The 22501-nt window shown below is 69.5% G+C and carries 17 protein-coding genes; 4 read left to right on the top strand and 13 right to left on the bottom strand.

Going from position 1 to position 22501, the window contains the following annotated elements; genetic code table 11:
• Positions 1–32: 32 nt before the first annotated feature.
• Complete coding sequence (locus G7043_RS46105) at positions 33–500, top strand: DUF6292 family protein (RefSeq protein ID WP_166055884.1); 468 nt, start codon at positions 33–35, stop codon at positions 498–500.
• Between the two features lie 61 nt (positions 501–561).
• Here the strand turns inward: G7043_RS46105 and G7043_RS46100 are convergent, their stop codons facing one another.
• Together G7043_RS46100 and G7043_RS46095 are read right to left on the bottom strand one after the other, a co-directional pair.
• Entirely contained in the window at positions 562–1002 is a 441-nt protein-coding gene (locus G7043_RS46100) for a hypothetical protein (protein WP_166055881.1), read from the bottom strand.
• 40 nt (positions 1003–1042) lie between these two features.
• On the bottom strand, positions 1043–2635 hold the full coding sequence (locus G7043_RS46095) for a PucR family transcriptional regulator (RefSeq protein WP_166055879.1): 1593 nt from the start codon (positions 2633–2635) through the stop codon (positions 1043–1045).
• 146 nt (positions 2636–2781) lie between these two features.
• Between G7043_RS46095 and G7043_RS46090 the strand changes: the two genes are divergently transcribed.
• Entirely contained in the window at positions 2782–3717 is a 936-nt protein-coding gene (locus tag G7043_RS46090; RefSeq protein ID WP_166055877.1) for an alpha/beta hydrolase, read from the top strand.
• A gap of 2 nt (positions 3718–3719) precedes the next feature.
• Here the strand turns inward: G7043_RS46090 and G7043_RS46085 are convergent, their stop codons facing one another.
• The 7 genes from G7043_RS46085 to G7043_RS46055 all read right to left on the bottom strand — a co-directional run bounded on the left by G7043_RS46085 (position 3720) and on the right by G7043_RS46055 (position 17485).
• Entirely contained in the window at positions 3720–4547 is an 828-nt protein-coding gene (locus G7043_RS46085; RefSeq protein WP_166055875.1) for a hydrolase, read from the bottom strand.
• A gap of 43 nt (positions 4548–4590) precedes the next feature.
• A complete protein-coding gene (locus G7043_RS46080) occupies positions 4591–5001 on the bottom strand; it encodes a hypothetical protein (RefSeq protein ID WP_166055873.1) in 411 nt (136 codons plus the stop codon).
• Positions 5002–5005: 4 nt separating this feature from the next.
• On the bottom strand, positions 5006–5857 hold the full coding sequence (locus G7043_RS46075) for a universal stress protein (protein ID WP_166055871.1): 852 nt from the start codon (positions 5855–5857) through the stop codon (positions 5006–5008).
• A gap of 54 nt (positions 5858–5911) precedes the next feature.
• The gene (locus G7043_RS46070; protein ID WP_166055868.1) at positions 5912–9241 is read right to left on the bottom strand and encodes a CARDB domain-containing protein; all 3330 of its coding nucleotides are present in this window, start codon (positions 9239–9241) and stop codon (positions 5912–5914) included.
• 25 nt (positions 9242–9266) lie between these two features.
• A complete protein-coding gene (locus tag G7043_RS46065) occupies positions 9267–12773 on the bottom strand; it encodes a discoidin domain-containing protein (protein ID WP_313888426.1) in 3507 nt (1168 codons plus the stop codon).
• Positions 12774–13135: 362 nt separating this feature from the next.
• A complete protein-coding gene (locus tag G7043_RS46060) occupies positions 13136–14392 on the bottom strand; it encodes an alpha/beta hydrolase family protein (protein ID WP_166055864.1) in 1257 nt (418 codons plus the stop codon).
• A 24-nt stretch (positions 14393–14416) separates the two neighbouring features.
• Complete coding sequence (locus tag G7043_RS46055) at positions 14417–17485, bottom strand: S8 family peptidase (protein ID WP_166055862.1); 3069 nt, start codon at positions 17483–17485, stop codon at positions 14417–14419.
• A gap of 103 nt (positions 17486–17588) precedes the next feature.
• Between G7043_RS46055 and G7043_RS46050 the strand changes: the two genes are divergently transcribed.
• A complete protein-coding gene (locus G7043_RS46050; RefSeq protein WP_166055860.1) occupies positions 17589–18179 on the top strand; it encodes a TetR/AcrR family transcriptional regulator in 591 nt (196 codons plus the stop codon).
• Positions 18180–18185: 6 nt separating this feature from the next.
• Here G7043_RS46050 and G7043_RS46045 read toward each other — a convergent pair whose 3' ends face one another.
• Together G7043_RS46045 and G7043_RS46040 are read right to left on the bottom strand one after the other, a co-directional pair.
• Positions 18186–19430 carry a cytochrome P450 gene (locus tag G7043_RS46045; protein ID WP_166055858.1) on the bottom strand — a complete coding sequence of 415 codons (1245 nt, stop codon included), beginning with the start codon at positions 19428–19430 and terminating at the stop codon, positions 18186–18188.
• Positions 19431–19541: 111 nt separating this feature from the next.
• A complete protein-coding gene (locus G7043_RS46040; RefSeq protein ID WP_166055855.1) occupies positions 19542–19958 on the bottom strand; it encodes a VOC family protein in 417 nt (138 codons plus the stop codon).
• A 93-nt stretch (positions 19959–20051) separates the two neighbouring features.
• On the opposite strand from G7043_RS46040, the gene G7043_RS46035 reads away from it, so the two are divergent.
• Positions 20052–20696, top strand: a complete 645-nt coding sequence (locus G7043_RS46035) for a GntR family transcriptional regulator (RefSeq protein ID WP_166056053.1) — start codon at positions 20052–20054, stop codon at positions 20694–20696.
• 138 nt (positions 20697–20834) lie between these two features.
• Here the strand turns inward: G7043_RS46035 and G7043_RS46030 are convergent, their stop codons facing one another.
• On the bottom strand, positions 20835–21440 hold the full coding sequence (locus G7043_RS46030) for a response regulator transcription factor (RefSeq protein WP_166055853.1): 606 nt from the start codon (positions 21438–21440) through the stop codon (positions 20835–20837).
• On the bottom strand, positions 21437–22501 hold the full coding sequence (locus G7043_RS46025) for a sensor histidine kinase (protein ID WP_207312634.1): 1065 nt from the start codon (positions 22499–22501) through the stop codon (positions 21437–21439). Before G7043_RS46025 ends, G7043_RS46030 begins: the two co-directional genes overlap by 4 nt.

Below are 22501 nucleotides of genomic sequence, written 5' to 3'. Positions count from 1 at the left end.
CTGACGGAGGCACGGCTGGCATGGACCGCGACATGACCATCGACTTCGACGTTGACCTCGACATCGATCTCGACATCGACTTCGACGACACGGAGGTGCGCCGGGTGCGGCGCTACGTGCGCGAAGTCGTCGCAGGCCTCGGACTGCGGGGCGACAGCTCGTTCGTGGAGACGCAACCGCGGGCCGGGGCGTACGTGGCGCTGGACGGGCGGTTGCCCGACTTCCCCGACCACGACGTGGCACTGCTGTGGAACGAGTGGAACGGCTGGTCGGCGGCGGTGGAGGACCGCATGGGCGAACTGGTCGAGGTCGAGCGCATGAACGGCGACCCGCACCCCTCACCCGCCGCCGTGGTGAGCTGGGTGAAGGGGCTGTTGCACGGCGTCAGTCCGGCGGTTCGCTCGCGTCCTCGGTGGTCTCCTCGGCCGGCACCTCGGGTTCCGGAGTGTCCAGGTCGTTCAGATCAGGTGTACCGGGGGAGTGCGGCGCTTCGGGGTTGAGTGGATCGGTCATGCCGTGCGGTTACCCGTGCGGCACGACCTCGAAGCCTTTCCTTCATGCTCAGTGGATCACGCCCCAGGTGCGCACGACGGGGTCGACGAGGACGCTGACGTGCTTCTCGCCGTCGTAGTGGTGGCAGCGGTGGTGCACCTCGAAACCGTCGCCCGACACCGGAATCCACAGCCTCAGCTCGTGGGAGATGGAGTCGCCGTCGTCCTCGGCGGTGCTGTCGAGCACCTCGGCGACCACCACGGTTCCCTTGGCGCGCAACGCGACGGTCTCCTGCGCGTCGCTGCCCGCCGAGGACCAGATCGCCGCGCAGAAGATCACGGCCACCAGCAGGCCCAGCTCCCACAACACGATCGCCCACCACGGCTCGCCGGAGAAGGCGAGCGCGACCATGCCCGCGACCGTCGCGGCGAGCCCGAACCCTGCGACCACGCGCTGAGCCAGGGCGGATCGCGGACTCGTCAGGGTGACTTCGGCGGGGTTCGTGGTCACCAGCCGATCTTAGAACGCTGATGACCACGAACCGGCCGGATCACGGGCGGAGGTGCCACAGCCGGAGCTGAAGCATTGCCGAGAACCGCGCGTTCGGATCGCTGAGATCGATCTCCCCGACCTCCGACAGCCGCCGCAACCGATACCGGAAGGTGTTGGGGTGCACGAAAACGGCGGCCGAAGCGGCAGCCACGTCCCCGAACGCGTCCAGCCACGCGTTGAGCGTCTCCACCAGGCAGCTGTTGTGCTTGCGGTCGTAGGCGATCAGCCGTGCGACGGGTCCGGACAGAGTGTCGCCGCGCTCTGCGATGAGGTCCGAGAGCTCCAGCAGCAGTCCTTCGCTGTGCACATCGGACACTCGCGCCACCTCGTGCTGCGCTCGGCCGGCTCTGAGCACGCGCAGCACGAGATCGGCGCCCGCCCTCGAGCGGGACAGCTCCAACCCGTCCGCCACCTGGCCGACGCCGACGAGCACGTGGTCGCCGATGCGGTCGCGGAAGTCGGTGGCGATGCGCAGCGCCCGGTCCTCCGACGCCGCGGGCAGGATCGCGTAGGCGACGTCGCCGATCAACGCGGCGGCGGCGCGCGGGTGGACGGCGGTCAGGTGCATGGCGAACGCGTCGGCGATCTGCTGTCGTTCGGCCAGCAGGCGGGCGTGGGCGGCGGGATCGTCGCCGTGCGAGTGGGCCGACGCCAGCGCGAGCACCACGCAGGACTGGTCGGCGAGCCCGAGTCGCCGCACCGCTTCCGCCGCCCCGGCGCCACCCTCCACGGCGGTGCTGACCAGGTCCGCGCGGAGCCGGCGTTCGACGTCGGCCCCCGCCCGCTGGCGCATCATGTGCAGCGCCACCAGTTTGGCCGCGTCGCAGAACGCCTGTGATCGGTCTGCCGGCAGTGGTTCGCGGACCGCGGCCCAGATGGAACCGAGGAACTCGTCGCCCGCCCGGACCGCCACCGCGACCCTCGGGAGGCACAGCGTGCCGTCGTCGTCAGGCAGACCCTCGATGTAGACGGGCTGGTCGCTGCGGTAGAGCTGCTGGAACACCCCGCGTGCCTCCAGCAGCTGCGAGTAGCGCGCGGGGACCTGCCGGCCGAGGATCGTCTCGACGCGCGACGGGTCGGCCTCGTCCTGGCGGCCGGAGAACGCGAGGACGCGCGAACTGCGGTCCTCGATCGTCACCGGCGCGGCGATCAACGACGCCACGGCGTTGGCCAGGGCGAACAGGTCGCCGGCCGGCACGCCGCCGAGCGTCTCGGACGGGTCCACCTCGCCCTCGGCCGGCAGTGACCGCAGCATCGCGGCCAGCTGCGTCCACGACGCCCCCGGCGCCAGTCCGAGTAGCGCCACCCCGGACCGGTCGACGGCCTCGACGATCTCGTCGGTCACGCCGACCGGGCCGCGGACGACGAGTGCCGCGGCGCCGCTCTTGCCCAGTTCGTCGAGGATCTCCGCCGGTTCCCGCACGCCGACGCCCAGGACCAGTGCGGACGGTGGCGGCGCCTGGTCGTCGTGCGGGTCGTGGATCACCACGCCGCCGATGTCGACGGCCCGGCCCGGATCGCCCCGGACCAGGTCGATCAGCGTGGTGCCGAGGTCGTCCAGGACTCGGGCGAGGCCAGTTCGCGGACTCATGCCATCACCCTGCCAACCGTCTACAGAGGAAACCAGCGAGGCCGGCGAACCTCAGTTTGTTCCCGGTGATGGGTGAGGCGTCAATTACATTGTGCACGATTTAATCGTGCACTAGCTTTATGGCATCCGACCCCGAAGGAGCAGCCATGAAGCGCCCAGTCCTCGAGCCCGCCGCCGCCGAGTTCGCCGCCGCCACCGCCCAGCCGCCGTTCCTGTTCGAGATCGCCCCGGAAGAGGGCCGGAAGGCCGTTGACGAGGTGCAGTCGAGCGCGATCGACAAGCCCGAGATCGACGAGCAGTGGGTCGAGCTCGACGGCTTCAAGGTCCGCGTGGTCAAGCCGGCCGGAACCGAAGGCCCGCTTCCCGTCATCCTCTACATCCACGGCGCCGGCTGGGTGTTCGGCAACGCCCACACCCACGACCGCCTGGTCCGCGAGCTCGCGGTCGGTGCCGGGGCGGCCGTGGTCTTCCCCGAGTACTCGCTCTCGCCCGAGGCCCGCTACCCGGTCGCGATCAACCAGAACTACGCCGCCGCGCAGTGGATCCTCGGCAACGGCAACGAGTACGGCCTGGACAGCAGCCGCATCGCGGTCGCCGGAGACTCGGTCGGCGGCAACATGGCGGCGGCGTTGACGTTGCAGGCCAAGGAACGCGGTGACGTAGCGCTGAAGGCCCAGGTCCTCTTTTACCCGGTGACCGACGCGTCCTTCGACACGGACTCGTACGTGCAGTTCGCCGAGGGCTACTTCCTGCGCCGCGACGGCATGCAGTGGTTCTGGGACCAGTACACGACGAACCCGCAGGAGCGCGCCGAGATCACCGCGTCCCCGCTGCGCGCCACCAAGGACCAGCTCGAAGGCCTGCCGCAGGCGCTGGTGATCACCGCCGAGGCCGACGTGCTGCGCGACGAGGGCGAGGCCTACGCGGACAAGCTGCGCGAGGCCGGCGTGCCCGTCACCGCCGTCCGGTACGCGGGCGCGATCCACGACTTCGTGATGCTGAACGCGCTGCGCGGCACGCACGCCGCCGAGGCCGCGATCAACCAGGCCGTGGCGTTCCTGCGGCAGGCCCTCGCGAGCTGACGTCAGCCGAGGTGGTCGTTCGCCCCGCTGACCCAGGCGATGTAGCGGTCGGCGGAGCGGCGTACCGCTCCCTTGGCGTCGACCAGGACCGAGGCGCCGAGCAGTGAGTAGAGGCGTTCGTACGCATGGGGTTCCAGCCGGTCCGCGATCCGCCGCACCAGTCCGGCGGAGAGCGGGATCTTGTTCGGGTAGCTGCGCATGAACGTCACCCAGCCGGTCGCGGGCACCGGCACGATGGTGTCCCCGACGAGCAGGGTGCCGTTCCCCTCGGCGCCGGCGGCGACGTGCGCGACAGCGGCGCCGGGGAAGTGCCCGCCGGCCTCGACGAGGGTGACGCCGGGCAGGACCTCCTCGGTACCGGACCACTCGCGGATCACCGGGTCCTCCCGCTGGACCCAGTGCCGGTCAGCCGAGTGCACCAGAACCGGGACGCGGCCGAGTTCGTGACTGAGGCTCACCTGCGAGCCGTACATGTGCGGATGGCTCGCCACGATCACCGCGGCGCCGCCCAGTTCGGCGATCTTGTCGAGCAACGCCCGATCGAGGTGGTTGGGCGGGTCCCAGAGCAGGTTGCCCTGCGGCGTCTGCACCAGGTACGTCCACTGGCCGATGCCGAACTCAGGTTCGCGGTGCAGCCGGTGAATGCCCGGCTCCACCTCTTGATGCACCAGTTCGTAGTCGTCCGCGCTCAGCTTCTCCAGCGTCGTCCACACCTGACCTGACTCCGGCACCCACTGTCGTTCGTCGGTGCAGATCCGGCAGTCCGCCTCCGGAGGTCGTTCGCTGTCGGGGTGTTCGACACCGCAGGTGCCACAGATCCAGATCGTCATGATCGAAGTCTGCGACCTTCAGCTAGGTCGAGGTCAAACTCGCTCAGGGATTGATGCGCAGCGTCTTGCTCACGTGGAACGGCGTGCCCTGCTGACAGGTCGTCATCGCACCCGGATCGGCCTTTCCGCTCACCTCCACCTCGGCGCCCGCCACCGCGATCGCGGGATCGGCGCCGAGCAGCAGGTACTGCTGGCCGGACGCGGCCAGGATCAGGCACCCCGCCTCGGCCCCCGCCGACACCGTGCCCCGCACCGTCGTCACGCCCGGATCCAACGCCCGCGAAGGTGTGGTGGTCGTGGTGAGCGGCACGGACGAGGGTGGGAGCGGGGCCGGAATGCTCGGCGTGGACGTGTCGGTGGTCGGCGTGCTCGATCCCGGTGTCAGCGGTGGTGAGTTCTGCCCTCCACATGCCGTGAGCACCAAACACATCAACAGCACGGGCAACCCGCGCATCACGTCACCTCCGATGGACCACTGCGACCGGGCACGGCGCGTGGTGGAGCACAGCGTGGCTCACTGAACCCAGGATTGCACGCTTCACCGCCCCACGGCCGTGGCTGCCCACGGCCACGAGAGCAGCACCTTCGGCCGCCTGGAGCAACGCGCGTGCGGGGGCGTTGAAGGCGACGTCCTGCGCCACGTGCACCTCGGGGTGGCGGGCGATGTGGGGCGCCAGCTGTTCGTCGAGGAGTTTCGCCAGGTCCGCGCGGACGTGGTCCACGTCCGGTTCGGGCAGCTCGGCCCAGCCGACGTCGTTCCAGGCGTGGACGGCGAACAGTTCGCGGCCGTGCCGGGAGGCGAACGCGAAGGCGAACTCGATGGCGTCCGTGGACGTCTCGGAACCGTCGACGCCCACGACGACGCGGCCGTCCACGGGGCCGGAACGGGTGACGACGACGGGGCGTCCGCCGATCGACACGAGTCCGGCGGCGGTGGAGCCGAGCACCATCTCCGCGATGCCGGTGCGGCCGGACGAACCGAGCACCAGCAGCTCGCCGGACTCCTCGGCGAGCACGTCGACCGGGCGGCCGAGACGCACGGCCGTGGAGAGCTGGAGGTCCGGCCAGTCCTGCCTGATCTCGGCGGCGAGCTCGGCGAGGTGGTCCTCGGCGGAACGGCGCATGGTTTCCTCGGTGACGAACTCCGGGATCGGCGCGGCCGTCGGGGTGAAAACGGGTTCGGGCAGCGGTGCGCGGACGGCGTGCACGACCTGGAGGGCCGCGCCGCAGCGGGACGCGTCTTCGGCACCCCAGCGCACGGCCCGGCGGGCGAGATCGGAACCGTCGAAGCCGACCACGACAGTGGACATGAGAAACCACCTCCAGCCAGGGCATACCCGGCTGGAGGTGGTTCTAAATATCAGCTAGTCGATGACGAACTGCGAACCGGGCTCGATCAGGACGTCGCCGTCCCGCGAGTTGGTGATCGTCACGTTCGTCAGCCTGGCCGAACCGCGTGCCTGGGCCATCGCGAGGATGCCGGAGCCGTTGTTCGACCGGTCGATGCGCACGTTGGTGATCTGCACGTCCGGCATCCCGCTGCCACCACCCTTGAACTGGATCCCGTCGAAGGTGGAGTCGAGGATCTCGGTGTCGCGGATGACGACACCGGGGATGGCGAGGTTCTGGGAGAACAGCGTGATGGCGCCGAACTCCTGCGCCTCACCCCAGAACGCGCCGCCCGTGCGGTAGAGGGCGTTGTTGGCGAGCGTCGTCGTCCCGCCGAACGGCAGCGGGTCGTGGTCGGTCGCCAGCATGATGCCCGGGTAGTTGGCCGTGTCGGAGACGACGTTGTTCTCCGCGCGGTTGTTCGCACCTCCGTAGATGGCGATTCCGTTGGCGCGCCACGGCAACGCGATCGTGTTGTTGAGGAACGCGTTGCCGCTGCCGACGTCCACGTTCTGGTCCTTCACGTACTTCGACGCCCACACCGCGAGCGCGTCGTCGCCGGTGGTGCGGAACGACGAGTTGAACACCGTGGAGTTGCGGGTGCCGTTGGTGAAGTTGATGCCGTCGGCGTAGGTGTCGCGGATGCGCATGCCGGTGAACTGCAGGCCGTCGCCGGGGTTCCAGCGGTCGGGCAGGTTGGTGTAGTCGCGGCCGACCCAGACACCGACGTTGGCGTGCTCGATCCACACGTTGGTGATCCTGGTGTTCTTGCCGAACCGGCCGTTCAGGCCGACGCCGCCCTCGGCGTTGCCGTCACCGCCGCGGATCCGGCCGGAACCGAAGATCGCGATGTCGGAGATCTGCGTGTTGTCGTCGATGTCGAACCCGAAGTTGCCCTCGTGCGGGTGGTTGATCGTGCCGGCGTCCTGTGGCTGGGTCAGCGAGAACAGCTGCGAGTGCCACATGCCGGCGCCGCGGATCGTGACGTCGCGGATGCCGACCTGGTTGTGCTGACCGCTGTTGAACAGGGTCAGGATCTTCTTCTCCTGGCGGAACCTGCCCTCCGGGATCCAGACGCAGGGGATCTCCCCGTTCTGGTCGGCCGTCACGGCACGCTGCAGGGCGTCCGCGTCGTCCGTCTGGTCGTTCGCCGTGGCGCCGTACTGCGTGATGGACACGCACTCGGCGGGCTTCTGCGCGGCGGGTGCGACCTGCTCCAGGTCGATCAGGTCGATGACGTAGAACTGCGCGTTGTCACCGGAGTCGCGCTGCAGCTTGAACCTCGTGCCCGCCGGGTAGGAGTTCGCGAGCAGCTGGGAGGTCTCGTCGAACAACCTGCGGGCGTCGCCGCCCGGCCGGTTCGTGAGGCCCTCGGGGTCGTCGGTGGTGCCGTAGAGCCAGCTGTGCCGTGACGACAGGGTCAGCTTCTGCACGAACTGGTCGTTCGCGTACAGGCTGATCGTCGCCTCCTGGCCACCGCCGGCGGCCGCGTCCGGGATCGAGTTGCGGACGACGATCGAGTTCGTGCCGACCGTCGAGGTGATCTCCACGAACTGACCCTGCGAGTCCAGTCGCACCGACTTGCGGCCGCTCGACTCGCTGCCGAAGTTGGTGTGCCCGAAGGTGCGCTTCGCGTCCGCCTGCAGCAGCGTGCCCTGGTAGCGGCCGTTTTCGGCTTCGTAGCTCGTGAACGGCACCGAAGCGCCGCGTCCGACCACAATGGACTGAGTCGCGGTGTTGTTGTTCTCGTTGGTCTCGGCGACCTGACCGGTTGCGTCGGCGGTCGCCGTGGCCGTCGCGCCGCCGTTCGTGGCGGTCCACGAGCCGACGGTGACGGTCACGGTCTGACCGGCGTTGATCGCTCCGGTGTTGGCGGTCAGCGTGCTTCCGCCGACGGCCACGCGGGTCACCGAAGCGCCCGCGGCCGAGGTGCCGCGGTTGTGGACCTGCACGGCGAACGTCACCGGCTGGCCTGCCGCGGGTGACGACGGGTTCGGCGTGATCCCGGTGATCTGCAGGTCCGGTCCCGGTGCCTGGCCGACGACCAGGGGAGACCCGGAGGTGAAGGTGTTGTTGCCCTCGTTGGTCTCCGCGACCTGGTTGGCCGGATCCACGGTGGCCGCGGCCGCGTAGGACCCGGCACCCCGCCGACCGGCGTCGACGCTGACGGCGGCGGTGGCTCCGGGGGCGAGCCCGCCGACCTGGGCGGTGCCCACGACGGTGCCGGCGAGCGTGACGGTCAGCGTGGTCGCGCCGGACGCCACGGTGCCGCCGTTGCGCACGGTGGCGGTGAGCCTGATCGAGTCAGCCTCGCTCGGGTTCTGCGGTGTCCACGTCAGGTTCGTGACGGTCAGGTCGGGAGCCGGTGCGGCGGCGCCGAACACCTGGAACTCGGCGACCTGGCCGCCGGGCGCGCCGGTGTTCGAGTAGAAGTGCAGCCGCACGTCCGACACCCGGCCGGTGACCGGGATGGTGACGCTGTTGCCGTTCGCCGGGTCGAACCGGTGGTCGGCGCGCGCCTTCAGGGTGCCGAACGCCGTCGCGCTCGCTTCCCTGCCCAGCACTTCGAAGTTCTGCGTGCGCGCACCCCAGATCGGGTCCGGGTTGAGCTTCACGACGACCGAGGTGACGTCCGCGTTGGCGCCCAGCTTCGCGGTCAGGTGACCGGGCAAGCCGCCGGACTCCCAGTACGTGCCGGTGTTGCCGTCGACGGCGTTGGCCGCGACGAAGTCGTGCACGTGCCCGGATTCCTCGACAGGCTTGCCCTGGGCCAGGTTGTCGCCGTTCGGCGGCGGGTCGACCGGGCCGGACTCGCCGTGCACCTCGAACTCGCTGAGCTGACCCGCGGGCCACGCGGTGTTCGCCGTGATCGTGACGCGCACGTACCTCGTGCTGGTCGCCGCGAAGTCCAGCGTCACCGTGTTGTTGGAGGCGGGCGAGAACACCTTGCCGCTGGCCGCGGAGATGTCGGTGAACTGCGAACCGTTGGAACTTCCCTGTACGGCAAGTGTTTGCGTGCGCTGCTCCCAGTTCGAGGGCAGTCGCAGCACGACCTTGCCGACGTCCCGCGCGGCGCCCAGGTCGGCCTGGATCCACTGCGGGAACACGTTGTTCGTGCTCTCCCAGTAGCTGCCCTGGTTGCCGTCACCGGCGTTCCCGGCGCCGTATGGGCCGTTGGTGCTCGACGCGGTGAGGGTGGCGGACAGCCGGACGACCGCCGCTCCCGCCGTTGGTGTCAATCCGAAGAGGGCCAGTGCGGTTACGAGCGCAGCGCTCACCGCACGCCTCAACAGCGTGTTCTTCATTGAATTGTCCTTCGCGGCAGGGAAATCAGTTGATGGTGATCTTGAAGGTGGACGTGGTGTTCTTGATGTCCTGGAAGTTGTTGCTGAACCTGAGGCCGTTGAACGTGACCTCGCCGACCGCGGGCCCCTGACCCGGTTCCGGCATTTCGTTGGCCCACAGTCCGAAGCCGGACTTGGCGTCGAACTTGTCGCCGGACTTGCGCGCACCCGAGATGCTCACGTTGGACAGCACGGTGTCCTGGAAGATGTTCTCGGCGGCGCCGTTGTACTTGGTCTGGAACATGATTCCGCTGTACGTCGGATCGATGATCTCGACGTCGTTCACCCGGATCCCGGTGTACTTCTTCGAGGCCGAGAACATCCAGATCGCGCCGAACGTCTGCGCGCCCCAGAAATGGCCACCGGACCGCACCAGCGTGAGTCCGCTGAACGTCGTCGGCTCCGGTCCGAAGTCCTCCATCGGGTAACCGAAGTCGAGCGAGCTGATCGTCACGGCGGAGTAGGTCAGCGTGTCCGCCACGTAGATGTTGCGGAACGTGTTGAGATTGCCCCCGTAGACCGCGAGACCCGCCGCGCGCCAGGGAGTCAGCACCGAGAGGTTCTCGAAGACGTTGTTCTGCTGGCCGCTGCCACCGCTGTCGGTGGCGGCGAACAGTGCGAACGCGTCGTCACCGGTCGACCGCGCCTCGATGTTCGAGACCCGGTTGCCCGCCGACCCGTTGGTCATGTTGAGACCGTCGGCGTACAGGTCGCGGACGCGGCTGTCCCTGATGACGTTGTTGTCGACGTTGTTGCCCCAGAACAGGCACATCATGTGCTCGACCCAGATGTTCTCGATGGTCATGTTCTGCACGCCGGCGAAGTTGAACACCTTGCCCGGACCGTCGATGCGGGTGGTGTAGTTGCCGAACACGGCGAACCCGCTGAACGTCGAGCCGCTCGCGGACGACTGCGCGTCGAACCCGATGTCGGTGTTCTCCTGGCTCGTCGGAGCCTGGAACCTGGTGAACCACGGTCCGGCGCCGACCACGCGGATCGCCTTGCCGTAGACGGTGAACTTCTGCTGCGTCTGGTAGGTGCCCGCGGGCAGGTAGACGCCGACCAACGTGCCGGTGGTGTCCATCCGCACCCGGTCGAGCGCGGTCTGCACGTCCTGGTGGGAGAACCCGGGGGGCACGGCATACCGTGCGGCGTCCGGGTTTCCGGCGGTGCGGACGTCCTCGAAGTTCACGAAGTCGATCGCGTAGTTCGTGGTGTTGGCCGCGTCCTTCTGCAGCTTGATCTTCGTGCCCGCCGGGAACGTCGAGTTGAGCATCACGTTGGCCTCGTCGTAGATGTGCCGAGGGCCGCCCGCTCCCGGCGAGTTGCCCGGGCTGGCCTCGTTGCCGTAGAGCCACATGTACTTCGAGGTCAGGTCGATGGCCTTGTGGAACTGGCCGTTGACGTAGACGTTGAGGTTCGAGGTGATGCCACCGCCGCCCGCGCTGTCCGGGATGGAGAAGCGGGTGACGAGGGTGTTGGTGGGTGCTGAGGTCGTGAACTCGACCGACTGGCCGGTGCCGTTCAGCGTGACGGCACGGCGGCCGGACGCCTCACCCGCGAGGTCGCCGATCGTCCTGTTCGGACCGAGGACCTGCGCGCCGCCGCCGATGGTGGCGTCCTCGGCCTCGACGTGCTGCCACGGAACGCTCGCGCCGCGGCCGATGAACAACGACTGCTCGCTGGTGTTGTTGCCCTGCTTGGCCGGGATCTCGTTGCCGTCGTTCGCGATCGTCGTGCGGACCGTGTACCGGCCGTCGGCCGCCTGCCAGGTGCCGAGGTTGACCGCGGCGGTCGTGGTGCCCGCGTTGATCGTGCCGGTGTGGCTGCCGGTCAGCGTGCGGACGGTCTGGCCGTTGCTCAGGATCGTGACCGTGATCCCGTGCGCTCCGGCGGCGCTGTTGACGGTGCCCTGGTTCTTGATCGCCACCGAGAACGTGGTGTTCTGGCCGTTGCCCGGGTTGCTCGGCGACCAGCTGGGCACCGCGACCAGGTCGGAACTCGGCACCGAGGTGACCACGAGCGGGTCGGGGTGCAGGCGGGCGTTGTTGGTCTCGTCCTGCTCGGCCACCTTCTTGGTCTCGTCGGCCTTGGCCGTGTACTGGTAGGAGCCCTCGGTCCGAGCTGCGATCGTGGTGCTGACGTTGGCCTGGGCGCTTGCCGGCAGTGCGCCGACCTGAGCGGTGCCAACGCTCGTGGTGCCGAGGAAGAACGTCACGTCTGTTGCCGCCGACGCGGCCGTGCCGGCGTTGCGGACGGTGGCGGTCAGCGTGATCTGGTCGGTCTCGACGGGGTTGGCCGGCGTGAACGACGTGCCGGTGACGGTGAGGTCGGGGTTCGGGGCAGGGGTGCCGAACACCTGGATCTCCGCCACCTGGGCGCCGGGCGCGCCGGTGTTGGACGTGAACCGCAGCTGCACGTCGGCGACCCTGGCGCTGAGGCCGATCATGACGCTGTTGCCGCTCGCCGGATCCCAGCGGTAGTCGCGTCCGGCGACCAGGCTCGTGAAACCGGTGGCGTTCTGCTCGCGGCCGAGGACCTCGACGTGCTGCGTGCGCGCGCCCCAGACCGGGTCGGGGTTGAGCTTGACCGCGAGCGAGCTGAGGTCCGCGTTCGATCCGAGTTGGACGGTCAGGGTGCCGGGGAACCCGTTGGACTCCCAGTAGGTGCCGAGGTTGCCGTCGTTGGCGTTGGCGGCGACGAAGTCGTGCACGTTGTGGTTCGCCGTGACGGGCTTGCCCTGGGCGAGGTTCGTGCCGGTGGCGCCCTCGCGCGTCACGGAGGTGCTGGCGGGGGACTGGTTGCCCGCCGCGTCCTTCGCGATCACGTGGTAGGTCACCCGCAGGCCGTCGGGCTGGCTGTCGGTGTAGGTCGTGCCGGTGACCGTGGTGCGCAGGCTGCCGTTGACGAAGACGTCGTAGCCGGTGACGCCGACGTTGTCCGTGCTCGCGTTCCAGGTCAGCCGGATCTGGCCGGACTGCGGCTGGGTGAGGGCGAGCCCGGACGGTGCCGACGGCGCCTGCGTGTCACCGCCGGTCGGGCCCTGCACCTCGAACTCGCCGATCTGGCCCGCGGGCCAGCCGGTGTTCGCGGTGATCCGCAGCCGCACGTACCGCGTGGTGACGGCGGTGAAGTCGATGGTGACGGTGTTGTTCGCGGCCGGGGTGAACTCATATCCCTTGGAGGCCACCAGATCGGTGAAGTTCTGGCCGTCGGTGCTGCCCTGCACGGCGAGGGTCTGGGTGCGGGCGCCCCAGTTCGCGGTGGGAAGCTTCAGGACTACCCGGTCGGTCTTCAGCGCGGCCCCGAGATCGGCCTGGATCCACTGCGGGAACGCGTTGTTCGCGCTCTCCCAGTACGTGCCCTGGTTGCCGTCGCCGGCGTTGCCCGGCCCGTAGTTCTGGTTGGTGCTGCTGGCGGTGTAGGTCGCCGGCAGCGGCGCGGCTTGTGCGACAGGGGAGACGGTCAGGCTCGCCGCGGCGAGGGCTGTCACGGCTATCGGGGCTAGCAGGGAGCGAACGCGTGTCGTCGGTGACATGGCGTGCTTGGCCCTTCTCGGTGGGGACGCGAGGGGGTATGGCGCGCCTCACCGTAGAAGTGCCCAGCAGATTATCGCAATATGTCGACGTGATTGCGCAAATTTGCGACATCTGCCTCTGAACAGGAAAGACGTGTCCCGGTTCGGGTATCTGAACCCGGTCTTCGTCGCGGCACGGGCAGCCACCAGCGGCTGGTTGTCGCGGCGTGCGGGAAGTTCGCGCCCGAACGTCCCGAATAAATTCATTCGATCTCGATAGGCCCGCTTGCGGGGGCTTGCTCTGACCTTGCACGACTTTCGCAAGCCTTGCGCAAACCTCAGAGCTTCGCGAACAACCTTCTGGCTCGGTTCAGCAGATCCAGCCTGTGCTCACGCTGCCGGAGGGAGTGGCCCTCGCCGGGATAGACGACGAGTTCGGAGTGCTGCACGGCCTGGTGCAGCAGTTCGGCTTGCTCCACCGGAACGTTGGTGTCCTCGGCGCCGTGCACGATCAACAGCGGTGTGCCGATCCGGTCCGCATAGGTGAGCGGGCTGTGGTCCGGGCCGTCCCCGAGCGCGGCCTCGAACCTGCCCCACTCGCCCTTCGCGATCTGCCTGGGCCAGTCGGAGATGCCCGCACCCACCAGCGCCGCCTTGAACCTCCGCGTTCGTGTGGTCGCCCAAGCGGCCATGAACCCGCCGTGGCTCCAGCCGGAGATGCCGAGCCGGTCCGGGTCCGCGACGCCCTGGTCGACCAGCAGGTCGATGCCCGTTTCGATGTCGTGCCATTCCTCCTGGCCGACGCGCTTCGCCACCGCGGTCGCGAACTCGTGGCCGCGACCCAGGCTTCCTCGCGGGTTGGGCAGGAAGGTCGCGATCCCCTGATGCGCGAACCACTGCGCCGACGGCACCCACTGCAGCTGGAGCTCGTCGGCCCATCGGTCGTAGGGCCCGCCGTGGACCAGCGTGACCATCGGAAACGGCCCGTCCGCGCGGGTCTTGCCGACCGGGAGCACCAGCAGGCCGTCGAGGTCGAGCCCGTCCTCAGCCTGGTAGCGCAGGCGTTCCTGGGCGCCCCACGCGATGCCTTCGAGTTGGCCGACCTGGGGCCGGTGCGCGCCCGTGATGCGGCCCAGCAGGCCTTGGCCGAGGCGGTGGAACTCGGTGTCCAGGCCGGTCGCGACCACCATGATCGGCGCGTTGCCGTCGTCCTGGACGAGTTCGGTGGGGCAGGCCTGGAGTCCCTCGGTGAGGTTGCGGTGGCGCTGGTCGAACACCGCTTTGCCGCCCTGCAGGTGCGGTGGGGTGAGAGCCAGGTAGACGACCTCGTCGCCCCACCACACGGGACTTCCGGCTTCGGCCGACGTCGGGCCCAGGTCGGTGATCCTCCCGTTCTCGACGACGTGCAGGGCGGGTTCGAGCAGGCCGGGGTCGATTTTCGGCGACGACCAGGTGATCACCGCGAGCCGGCCGTCGGGGTGCCGGGCGACCTCCGCGACGTGCCGGCCCGGGATGCGCACTTCGGTTGGCAGGGCCGGATTCGGGGTCCGCGGTGGGCAGTGGTCGAGCACCAGTTCGTCAGTCAGCTCCCGCACATGACCATTCTGGCAGCTGGTCCGTCAGCGGAGCAGGTACGCGTTGACGATGGTCTGCTCCACGGTCTGGCCGCTGCCGGACGCCTTGGCGCGCAAGGAGACCGACTTCGCGTCCTGTGGGTGCGCGAGCAGCACCCGGCGGCCGGTGATGGGGGTGCCGCGCCACGTCTTGCCGCCGTCGTAGGACACCTCGACGGACGTGACCCGCACCGAGCCGGTTTGCGACTGGGTGGAGATCGGCACCGCGAGCATCCGGCCGGCGCGGGCGGTGCCGTCGTCGTCGAGTTGCGGGGTGAAGCGGATGACGCTCAGCGGCAACGCGGTCTGCTCGGGCGTGGTGTCGCTGCGGAACGTCCAGACGCCGGACACCTTGCTGCTCAACGCGGTGTCGCGGGTCGCCGTGGTTTCCAGGCGGTAGTTCGCGGCACCCGGTTGGACGTCGAGCATCGCCCAGCCCGCCTCGGTCGTCTCGATCGCCTTCATGTTGTCGCGGTACAGCGTGGTTTTGGCCTCGGTGACGGGGCTGTAGCCCGCGTTGCCCGCGTTGTCGCCGTACAGCGGCACGGTGACGCGGATGAAATCGCCGGTGCGGAACGTGTGCGGGATGTCGCGCGTCTCGGGCAGCGCCGGGCCGAACACCGCGCGGTTGAACGGTTCCACGTAGGACCTGCCCGGCCGGTAGTGCCGCAGCGGGCCGGCCAGCGCGCCGATGTTGCCGTTCTCGTCGAACAGGTTGAACCTGCGCGACCAGTCGCCGCCCTCACCGCCGTAGTACTCGGTGCGCGGCCCGGCGGCCAGATTGTCCAGCGAGCCGTAGCCCCAGTCGGCGCGGCCCTCGGGTGCCGAGGTGTGGCCGATGCTGGCGGTCTGGCCCTGCTTGAGAGCGGGCATGTCGACGCGGACGGAAGCGAGGTCCTTCCTGGCGACCGTCCTGGTCAGACCCTTCGGCGCGGATCCCTTCTGGTACCAGGCGAGTCCGTAGAAGTCCGGGCCCGCGGTCCAGAAGGTGGCGGTCCTGCCGGTGACCTCGGGGGAGTCCGGGCCGAGGCTCGCGACGCCGAGGTGGTCGGTCACGCCGCCGACCGAGAAGTTGCCGATGGTGTAGCTGGTGCCGTTGACGACCCGTTCGAAACCGGTCTGCAGCAACGAGAGTCGCGCGGGGACCGGGAGCGTCACCTGGACCGGTTTGGCCTGCCGGGCGTCCAGGTCGATCGTGGTCGAGCCGGTGACGGTGAGGTTCGGATAGTTGATCACGTCGTGGCTGCCGCTCGACGACATGACGCTGCCGGTCAGGAGGTAGCGGCCCTTCGCGAGGCGGGCGACGCCGGTGTCGCTGTTCGGCCACACGCGGGCGCCGGTGTCGACGTTGATCAGGAACGCGAAGGTCGTGCTCGTCCGGGCGCCGGACCGTTCGATCCCGGTGATCTTGACGTCGTAGCTCTCGGGCTCCAGGTCGACGACGACGGCCGTGCGCACGCCGTTCGCGACGATCGCGCCGCCCATCACGCCACCGGCCGGCTGCTTCGCGATGTCCGCCGTGACCGTGGCTGTCGCGGAGCCACCCGCAGGCACGGTGAGTCTGGCGGGGGAGACGCTGAACAGCGTGCCGTTCGTCTCGGCGGTCAGGTCGAGGGTGACGGGTTCGGAGCCCGCGTTCGAGTAGGTGATCTCCTTGGTCAGCGCGGGTTCGCCGGTGTGCGGCCACTGGTGCGCGCCGAAGCTGAGGCTGGTCGGGTTCGAGGTCACGTTCTGCCTGATCAGCTTGGCGACGTCGACGCGGCCCGAGCCCTGTTCGAACGGGCTCAGCTCGGCGGTGGGCGTGGTGCTGCCGGTGAGGCGGGCCTTGAGCTGGGAGCCGGTCAGGTCTGGGTGCTGCTGACGCACCAGGGCCGCGGCGCCGGCGACGTGCGGGGTGGCCATCGAGGTGCCGTCGAGCGAGGTGTAGCCGTCGGCGACCGGCGGGCCGATCCTGCCGGCGGAGTGCAGGGCGGCGACGATGCCGACGCCCGGCGCGGTGAGGTCCGGCTTGAGCGTGCCGGCCTTGGTCGGGCCGCGGCTGGAGAACTCCGCGATCCGGTTGTCGTCGTCGACCGCGCCGACGGTGAGGGCCGCGTCGGCGGTGCCTGGCGAGCCGACGGTGGTGACGTCGGGGCCGCTGTTGCCGGCGGCGATCACGAACAACGTGCCCTTCTCGGACAGTCGGTTGACGGCCTCTTCGAGGGGTTCGATCTCGGGCGTGTCGTAGCCGCCGAGGCTCATGTTGACGATCTGGGCGCCCTGCTCGACGGCCCACTCCATGCCGGCGATGATCCCGCTGTCCTGGCCGGAACCGTTGTCGCCCAGCACCTTCACGTCGAGGATGCGCGCGTCCGGAGCGACGCCGCGGTACTTGCCGCCGCTCTTCGCGCCCGTGCCCGCGATGATCGACGCGACGTGCGTGCCGTGACCGTAGTGATCGGCCGCGTCCGGTGAGGTGGTGAAGTTGCGCTCGCCGATCTCGCGGTCCTGCAGGTCCGGGTGGGACTGGTCGACGCCCGTGTCGAGGACGGCGACCGTGGTGCCCTTGCCGGTGAAGCCCGCCTGGTAGGCGGCGGGGGCGTTGATCTGGGCGACGCTGCGGTCGAGGTCGGCCTGGCGCTGGGCGTCGAGCCAGATCTTCTTGGCGCCGGACGCCGACAGGCCGCCCACGAGCGGCGTTGTGGCGGCATCGAACGCCACGCCGTTGATGCTGCGCAGCTGGATGCCGGACTGGGTGCTCAGCGTGCCCGCGGGGTAGGTGACGATCACGGGCAGGGCTCCGCCGTACGTGGCGAGCTCGGTGACGTCGAACAGACGCTCGTCGAGGCGGCCGTTCGCGATCAACGGCAACGCGTCGTGCGGCACCACGTACTCGTGGCCCTGTGCGGTGTACGTCGTGAACACGATGTGCTCACGGCCGGGAGCCGGTCTGACTGCCCGTTGGCCGGTGAGCACCTGGTCTCCCGTGATCAGGGTGATCGTCGGTGCGGTCTTTGCTGCTCGTGGGGGAGCGGCTTGGGCGTGGCCGGCGGTGAGCAGGGCACCGGCCAGCACGACGACTCCGAGTAGGCGCACCGGTCCTCCGTAGGTCTGTGAGAGCGTTCTCACGGACCGTAGTGAGGTGCTCACTCGGGTGACAAGGTCTACACCAATTTCCGGTACGCTTTACTCTTCCGCCATGACCGGCCTGCGTGAACGCAAGAAAGCGGCGACCAGGGAAGCACTGGGCGATGCCGCGTGGAGCCTGTGCGTCGAGCACGGCCCGGACAGCGTCACGGTGGAACAGATCGCGCGGGCGGCCGGCGTGTCGTTGCGGACGTTCTTCAACTACTTCTCCTCGAAGGAGGAAGCGATCGTCGCCGGTGACGCGGCCACGGCGGTCGCGTTCCTGCACGCGTTCGCGGCGCGGCCGCCCGACGAGCCGGTGCTGGTCGCGCTGCGGGAGACGTTGCACTCGATCTACCTGCTGCAGGTGGACCTGGACCGGCTTCGTCAGCTGCGTGAGCTGCGCCGGCACCCGGCACTGGTGCCGCACTTCCTCGCTGCCTACTCCGCACGTGAGCAGGAGCTGGCCGCGGCGATCGCGGTCCGCTGCGGCGCCGACCCGGCGGTGGACCCCTACCCGGCGGTCGCGGCCTCGGCGATCCTCTCGTCGATGCGCGCGGTCGTGCAGTGGTGGCTCGACACGCCCGAGGCCTGGGAGCGGCACACGCTCGCCGAGCTGGTCGGAGGGATGATCGACCAGCTCGGCGCCGGTTTCACCAGGTGAGCGCGTTCACCAGGTGACGGGCAGGGCGTGCACGCCGTAGATCGACATGTCGGTCCGCAGCGGCACCTCGTCCGCGGGCACGGCGAGTTCGAGCGTCGGCAGCCTGCGCAGCAGCTCGGTGAAGCCGACCGTCATCTCCACGCGCGCCAACTGCTGGCCGAGGCACTGGTGGATGCCGTGCCCGAACGCCACGTGGTGGCCGCGCGGCCGGTCGACGAGCAGCGCGTGCGGGTCGGCGTACTCCTTCGCGTCGCGGTTGACCGAGGGCACCGACACCACGACGGTCTCGCCGGCGCGGATGGTGACCCCGCCGATCGTGACGTCCTCCTTGGCGTGCCGGGAGACGCCCATGCTGATGATCGACAGGTAGCGCAGCAGCTCCTCGACCGCGTTCTCGGTCAGCTCGGGGTGCTCGCGGAGCTTGGCGAACTCCTCCGGGTGCTCGAGCAGCGCGAACGTGCCGAGCGCCAGCATGTTCGCCGTCGTCTCGTGGCCGGCCACGAGCAGCAGGTTGGCGATGCCGGTGAGCTCGTCCGTGTCGAGGTCGGTGTCGTTCACGAGCCCGGACAACAGGTCGTCGCCGGGGTTCAGCTGCTTCTCGCGGACCAGCGACCGCATGAAGAGACGCTGTTCGGTGGTGTTCTTGATCTGCTCGTCGACCGTGGTGGTGAGGTTGAGCAGCTTGGCCGTGCGGGTCTGGAACTCCTCGCGGTCGCCGTAGTCGACGCCCAGCAGCTCGCAGATCACCAGTGACGGCACCGGCAGCGCGAAGTCGTGCACGAGGTCGGCCGGCGGTCCCTTCTCGATCATCGCGTCGAGCCGGTCGGTGACGATCTCGTGGATGCGCGGCGTCAGGTCCCGCATCCGCCGCACGGTGAACTGGCCGGTCAGCAGCTTGCGGTAACGGGTGTGCTCGGGGGCGTCCATGAAGACGAACGACCCGGCCTGGCGCTCCGGCGGGAACATCTCCGCGTGCAGCTCCGGCGAGATGAGCGCACGAGCACGCGGGCTGTTGATCCGGTCCGCGCTCATCGTCGGCTCGGCGAGCACCGCCCGTGCCTCCTCGTGCCCGGTGACGAGCCAGACGGTCTCGCCCTTGTGCTCGATCCGGTGAATGCCCCCGTGCCCGCTCAACTCGGTCAGCGCGCCGGCCGGGTCGAACGGGCACCCCGCGGACTTCTCGGTGAGTTCGGCGGGCAGCTGCGGGCGGATGAGCGCCTGAGCGCTGCGCTGTCGCTCGGCCGTGGTCATGGCCATCTCCCTGTCTGACCCGGCGTGACCGGGCCATGGCTCGACGTCATCACCACGCTACCGAAACTTGCGCGACGTGCAAGATTTTTGCCCTTGATTGGGGCTGGCCTTTTAGGCGGCGAACACCTGGGAGTCGTCCGCGAACGCCTTGAACTCCAGCGCGTTCCCGGCCGGGTCCAGCAGGAACATCGTCCACTGCTCACCGCGCTCGCCCTTGAACCGCACGTACGGCTCGATGACGAACTTGGTGTCCGCGTCCTGCAGCTTGGTGGCGAGCGCGTGGAAGTCGTCGACGGACAGCACCAGGCCGAAGTGGGGGACCGGCACGTCGTGGCCGTCGACGGGGTTGCTGACCCGTTCGGTCTTCGGGGCGAGGTGCGTGACGAACTGGTGGCCGTGCAGGTTCCAGTCGATCCACGTGTCGGAGCTGCGGCCCTGCTCCAGGCCGAGCGTCTCGCCGTAGAAGCGGCGGGCCTCGGCGAGATCGTTGACGGGCATGGCGAGGTGGAAGCGGGGGATGTTCGGCATGTAGGAATGTTAACATTGAGACAAGCGGTTCGAGCAAGATCGTGACGTTGTGTGCTTGTTAACATCGCGCTTGTTAACATTGGTGCCGTGACCCTGGGACCGGCCCGCCGAAGGGGCCTGAGCAATGAGGTCGCGGACGTGATCCGCGAGGCGATCTTCGACGGCCGCTACCCGCCGGGCGCCGCCCTGCGCGAGGTGGAGCTCTCCGAAGCCCTGGAGGTCAGCCGCGGCCCGGTCCGCGAGGCGCTGCGCTCCCTGGAGGGCGAGGGCCTGGTCCGCACCGAGTGGCACCGCGGCACCACGGTCACCGTGCTGTCCTCGCAGGACGTGGCCGAGCTCGACAGCCTGCGCGAAGCCCTGGAAAACCTGGCCGTCCGCCGCGTGGTGGCCGCGGACGCGTCCCTGGAGGCGATGGCCGACGCCGCGGCCGCGATGGACCGCGCCTCGACACCGCACGAGATGGTGCGCTGCGACATCGCCTTCCACGACGCGGTGTTCGCGGCCGCTGATCACTCACGGCTGGTTCAGGCGTGGCAGGCGATCCGGTCGCAGGTGCACCTGTTCCTGATCACGCGGGTGAACGTGAGCACGGCCGGCTACCTGGAACAGATCCGCTCGGAGCACCGCGACCTGGTGGCGGCGCTGCGGCTCGGGAACGTCGAGGGGGCGCTGAAGCTGTTCGCGGAGCACCGCAGGCACGCGCTCGACCTGCTCACCGTGCCCGACGGCGCGAACTGAGGGCGCTCCACGGCGCGTCGTGCCTCGACACGCCGTCGCCAGAGTGCACGCGGGGAGCTTTCGTTCGCTCTGACAGTACGAAAGGGCCCCGCGTGCCATCAACGACGAGCGGGTTTCGGGTGCGGCGGTAGGGCTGTGTCAGAGCCAGCCGTGCTCGTGGGCCAGTTGGAACGCCTCGCCGCGGTTGGCGACACCGAGCTTCGCCACCGCGGCCGACAGGTGGTTGCGCACGGTCCCGGCGGACAACGAGGTGCGCGAGGCGATCTCGGCGACCGGAGTGCCGAACTCGCTCAACCGCAACACTTCCAGCTCCCGCTGCGTCAGCGGGCACGGCGGGGCGGCCAGCGCGTCGGCGGCCAGTGCCGGGTCGACCCAGCGGGAACCGGCGTGCACGCGGCGGATCACGTCGGCCAGCGTGCCGCCGGGGGATCCTTTGGGCAGGAAGCCCTTCGCGCCCGCGTGCAGGGCCTGTTGCAGGTGCGGCGGCCTGCCGCGGCCGGTCAGGATCACCACCGCGCACGACGGCAGCACGCGCGCGAGTTCCGCGGTCACCTCCAGGCCGTCCACGAACGGCATCTGGAGGTCCACCACGGCGACGTCCGGGCGGTGGGCCAGCGCGGCCTCGACGGCGGCGCGGCCGTCGCCGGCGCGCGCCACCACCTCGAGGTCCGGTTCCAGGTCCAGCAGGGCCGCGAGCGCGTCGCGGATGAGCTCCTCGTCGTCGGCCAGCAGCACTCTGATCACGCGGGCACCACTACCTGCAGGGTGAACTCGTCGGCGGCGCGTTCGACGGAGACCTGGCCGCCCACGGAGACGAGTCGTTCGGTCATGCCGCGGATGCCGTTGCCCTCGCGCGAAGGGCCTGGGCCGGCGCCGTCGTTCGTGACGGTCATCCGCACCTCCCCTTCGGCCACCGCGACGTCGATCATGCACCACGTCGCGTGGCTGTGCCGCAGCACGTTGGTGCACGCCTCACGCAGCGCCAGGGCGAGCTGCGTGGCGCCCTCCCCGTGAACGGGAACGGTCGAGACGGTGCATCGGATTCCTGCTTCCTGCATGACGTTGCGGACCGCCTCCAGCTGTTCGGGCAGGTTCACCGCGCGGTAGCCGTGCACCGCGTCGCGCACCTCCGCCAACGCCGACGAGGCCAGCCGTTGCGCCTCGAAGGACTCCGCCGCCGACCGCTCGGGATCGGACGACGCGAGCCGCCCGGCCAGTTCGGACTTCAGCGCGATCACGGTCAGCCGGTGGCCCAGCAGGTCGTGCACGTCGCGGGCGAACCGCAGCCGTTCCTCGCTCACCGCCAGCTCGGCCTGTGCTTCGCGGCCGGCCCTGGCCTGCGCCAGCAGGCCGGCGAACCACATCGGCAGCCCGGCCATCGCGATGATCGTCGCGCCGACCGCGGCCGCGATCATCTGGTAGGTCGTCTGCTGATGGGCGACGAAGAAGCCCACCAGCCCGGACAGCACGACGGTGCCGAGCGCCGCCAGCCACCGCCACACCCCGCTCAGCAGTAGGGGAGCGAAGCCGGCGGCCCCGCCGCCGATCCACGCCCACGTCGACAGCTCCTCCGGGCCCACCGGTGCCACCAGCGGGATCGAGATCGCGACGGCGGCGAGCAGCACCCAGAGCTTCGCCTCCCGCAGCGCCACCGCGTACGCGACGGCCAGCACCAGCAGGCCCAGCACCCCGAACCAGCGCAGCCAGGACGGCTCGCGCAGCACGGCGATCAGCGGCACGATCAGCGTGCTCGCCCACAGCAGGTGCAGCGCTCCGCGCAGCGCGGTGTGCGGCAGATCGTTCAT

The organism is Lentzea alba (assembly GCF_011067745.1).
In the GTDB taxonomy this organism is placed as follows: Bacteria; Actinomycetota; Actinomycetes; order Mycobacteriales; family Pseudonocardiaceae; genus Lentzea; species Lentzea alba.
The sequence above is the reverse complement of the archived record's forward strand: the minus strand, read 5'-3'. Positions and strand labels throughout refer to the sequence as shown.

Excerpts from the sequence above, each read along its gene's own strand:
- G7043_RS46105 (WP_166055884.1), top strand. The coding sequence starts at position 33 with ATGACCATCGACTTCGACGTTGACCTCGACATCGATCTCGACATCGAC.
- G7043_RS46095 (WP_166055879.1), bottom strand. The coding sequence starts at position 2,635 with ATGAGTCCGCGAACTGGCCTCGCCCGAGTCCTGGACGACCTCGGCACC.
- G7043_RS46090 (WP_166055877.1), top strand. The coding sequence starts at position 2,782 with ATGAAGCGCCCAGTCCTCGAGCCCGCCGCCGCCGAGTTCGCCGCCGCC.
- G7043_RS46085 (WP_166055875.1), bottom strand. The coding sequence starts at position 4,547 with ATGACGATCTGGATCTGTGGCACCTGCGGTGTCGAACACCCCGACAGC.
- G7043_RS46080 (WP_166055873.1), bottom strand. The coding sequence starts at position 5,001 with ATGCGCGGGTTGCCCGTGCTGTTGATGTGTTTGGTGCTCACGGCATGT.
- G7043_RS46075 (WP_166055871.1), bottom strand. The coding sequence starts at position 5,857 with ATGTCCACTGTCGTGGTCGGCTTCGACGGTTCCGATCTCGCCCGCCGG.
- G7043_RS46070 (WP_166055868.1), bottom strand. The coding sequence starts at position 9,241 with ATGAAGAACACGCTGTTGAGGCGTGCGGTGAGCGCTGCGCTCGTAACC.
- G7043_RS46050 (WP_166055860.1), top strand. The coding sequence starts at position 17,589 with ATGACCGGCCTGCGTGAACGCAAGAAAGCGGCGACCAGGGAAGCACTG.
- G7043_RS46045 (WP_166055858.1), bottom strand. The coding sequence starts at position 19,430 with ATGACCACGGCCGAGCGACAGCGCAGCGCTCAGGCGCTCATCCGCCCG.
- G7043_RS46040 (WP_166055855.1), bottom strand. The coding sequence starts at position 19,958 with ATGCCGAACATCCCCCGCTTCCACCTCGCCATGCCCGTCAACGATCTC.
- G7043_RS46025 (WP_207312634.1), bottom strand. The coding sequence starts at position 22,501 with ATGAACGATCTGCCGCACACCGCGCTGCGCGGAGCGCTGCACCTGCTG.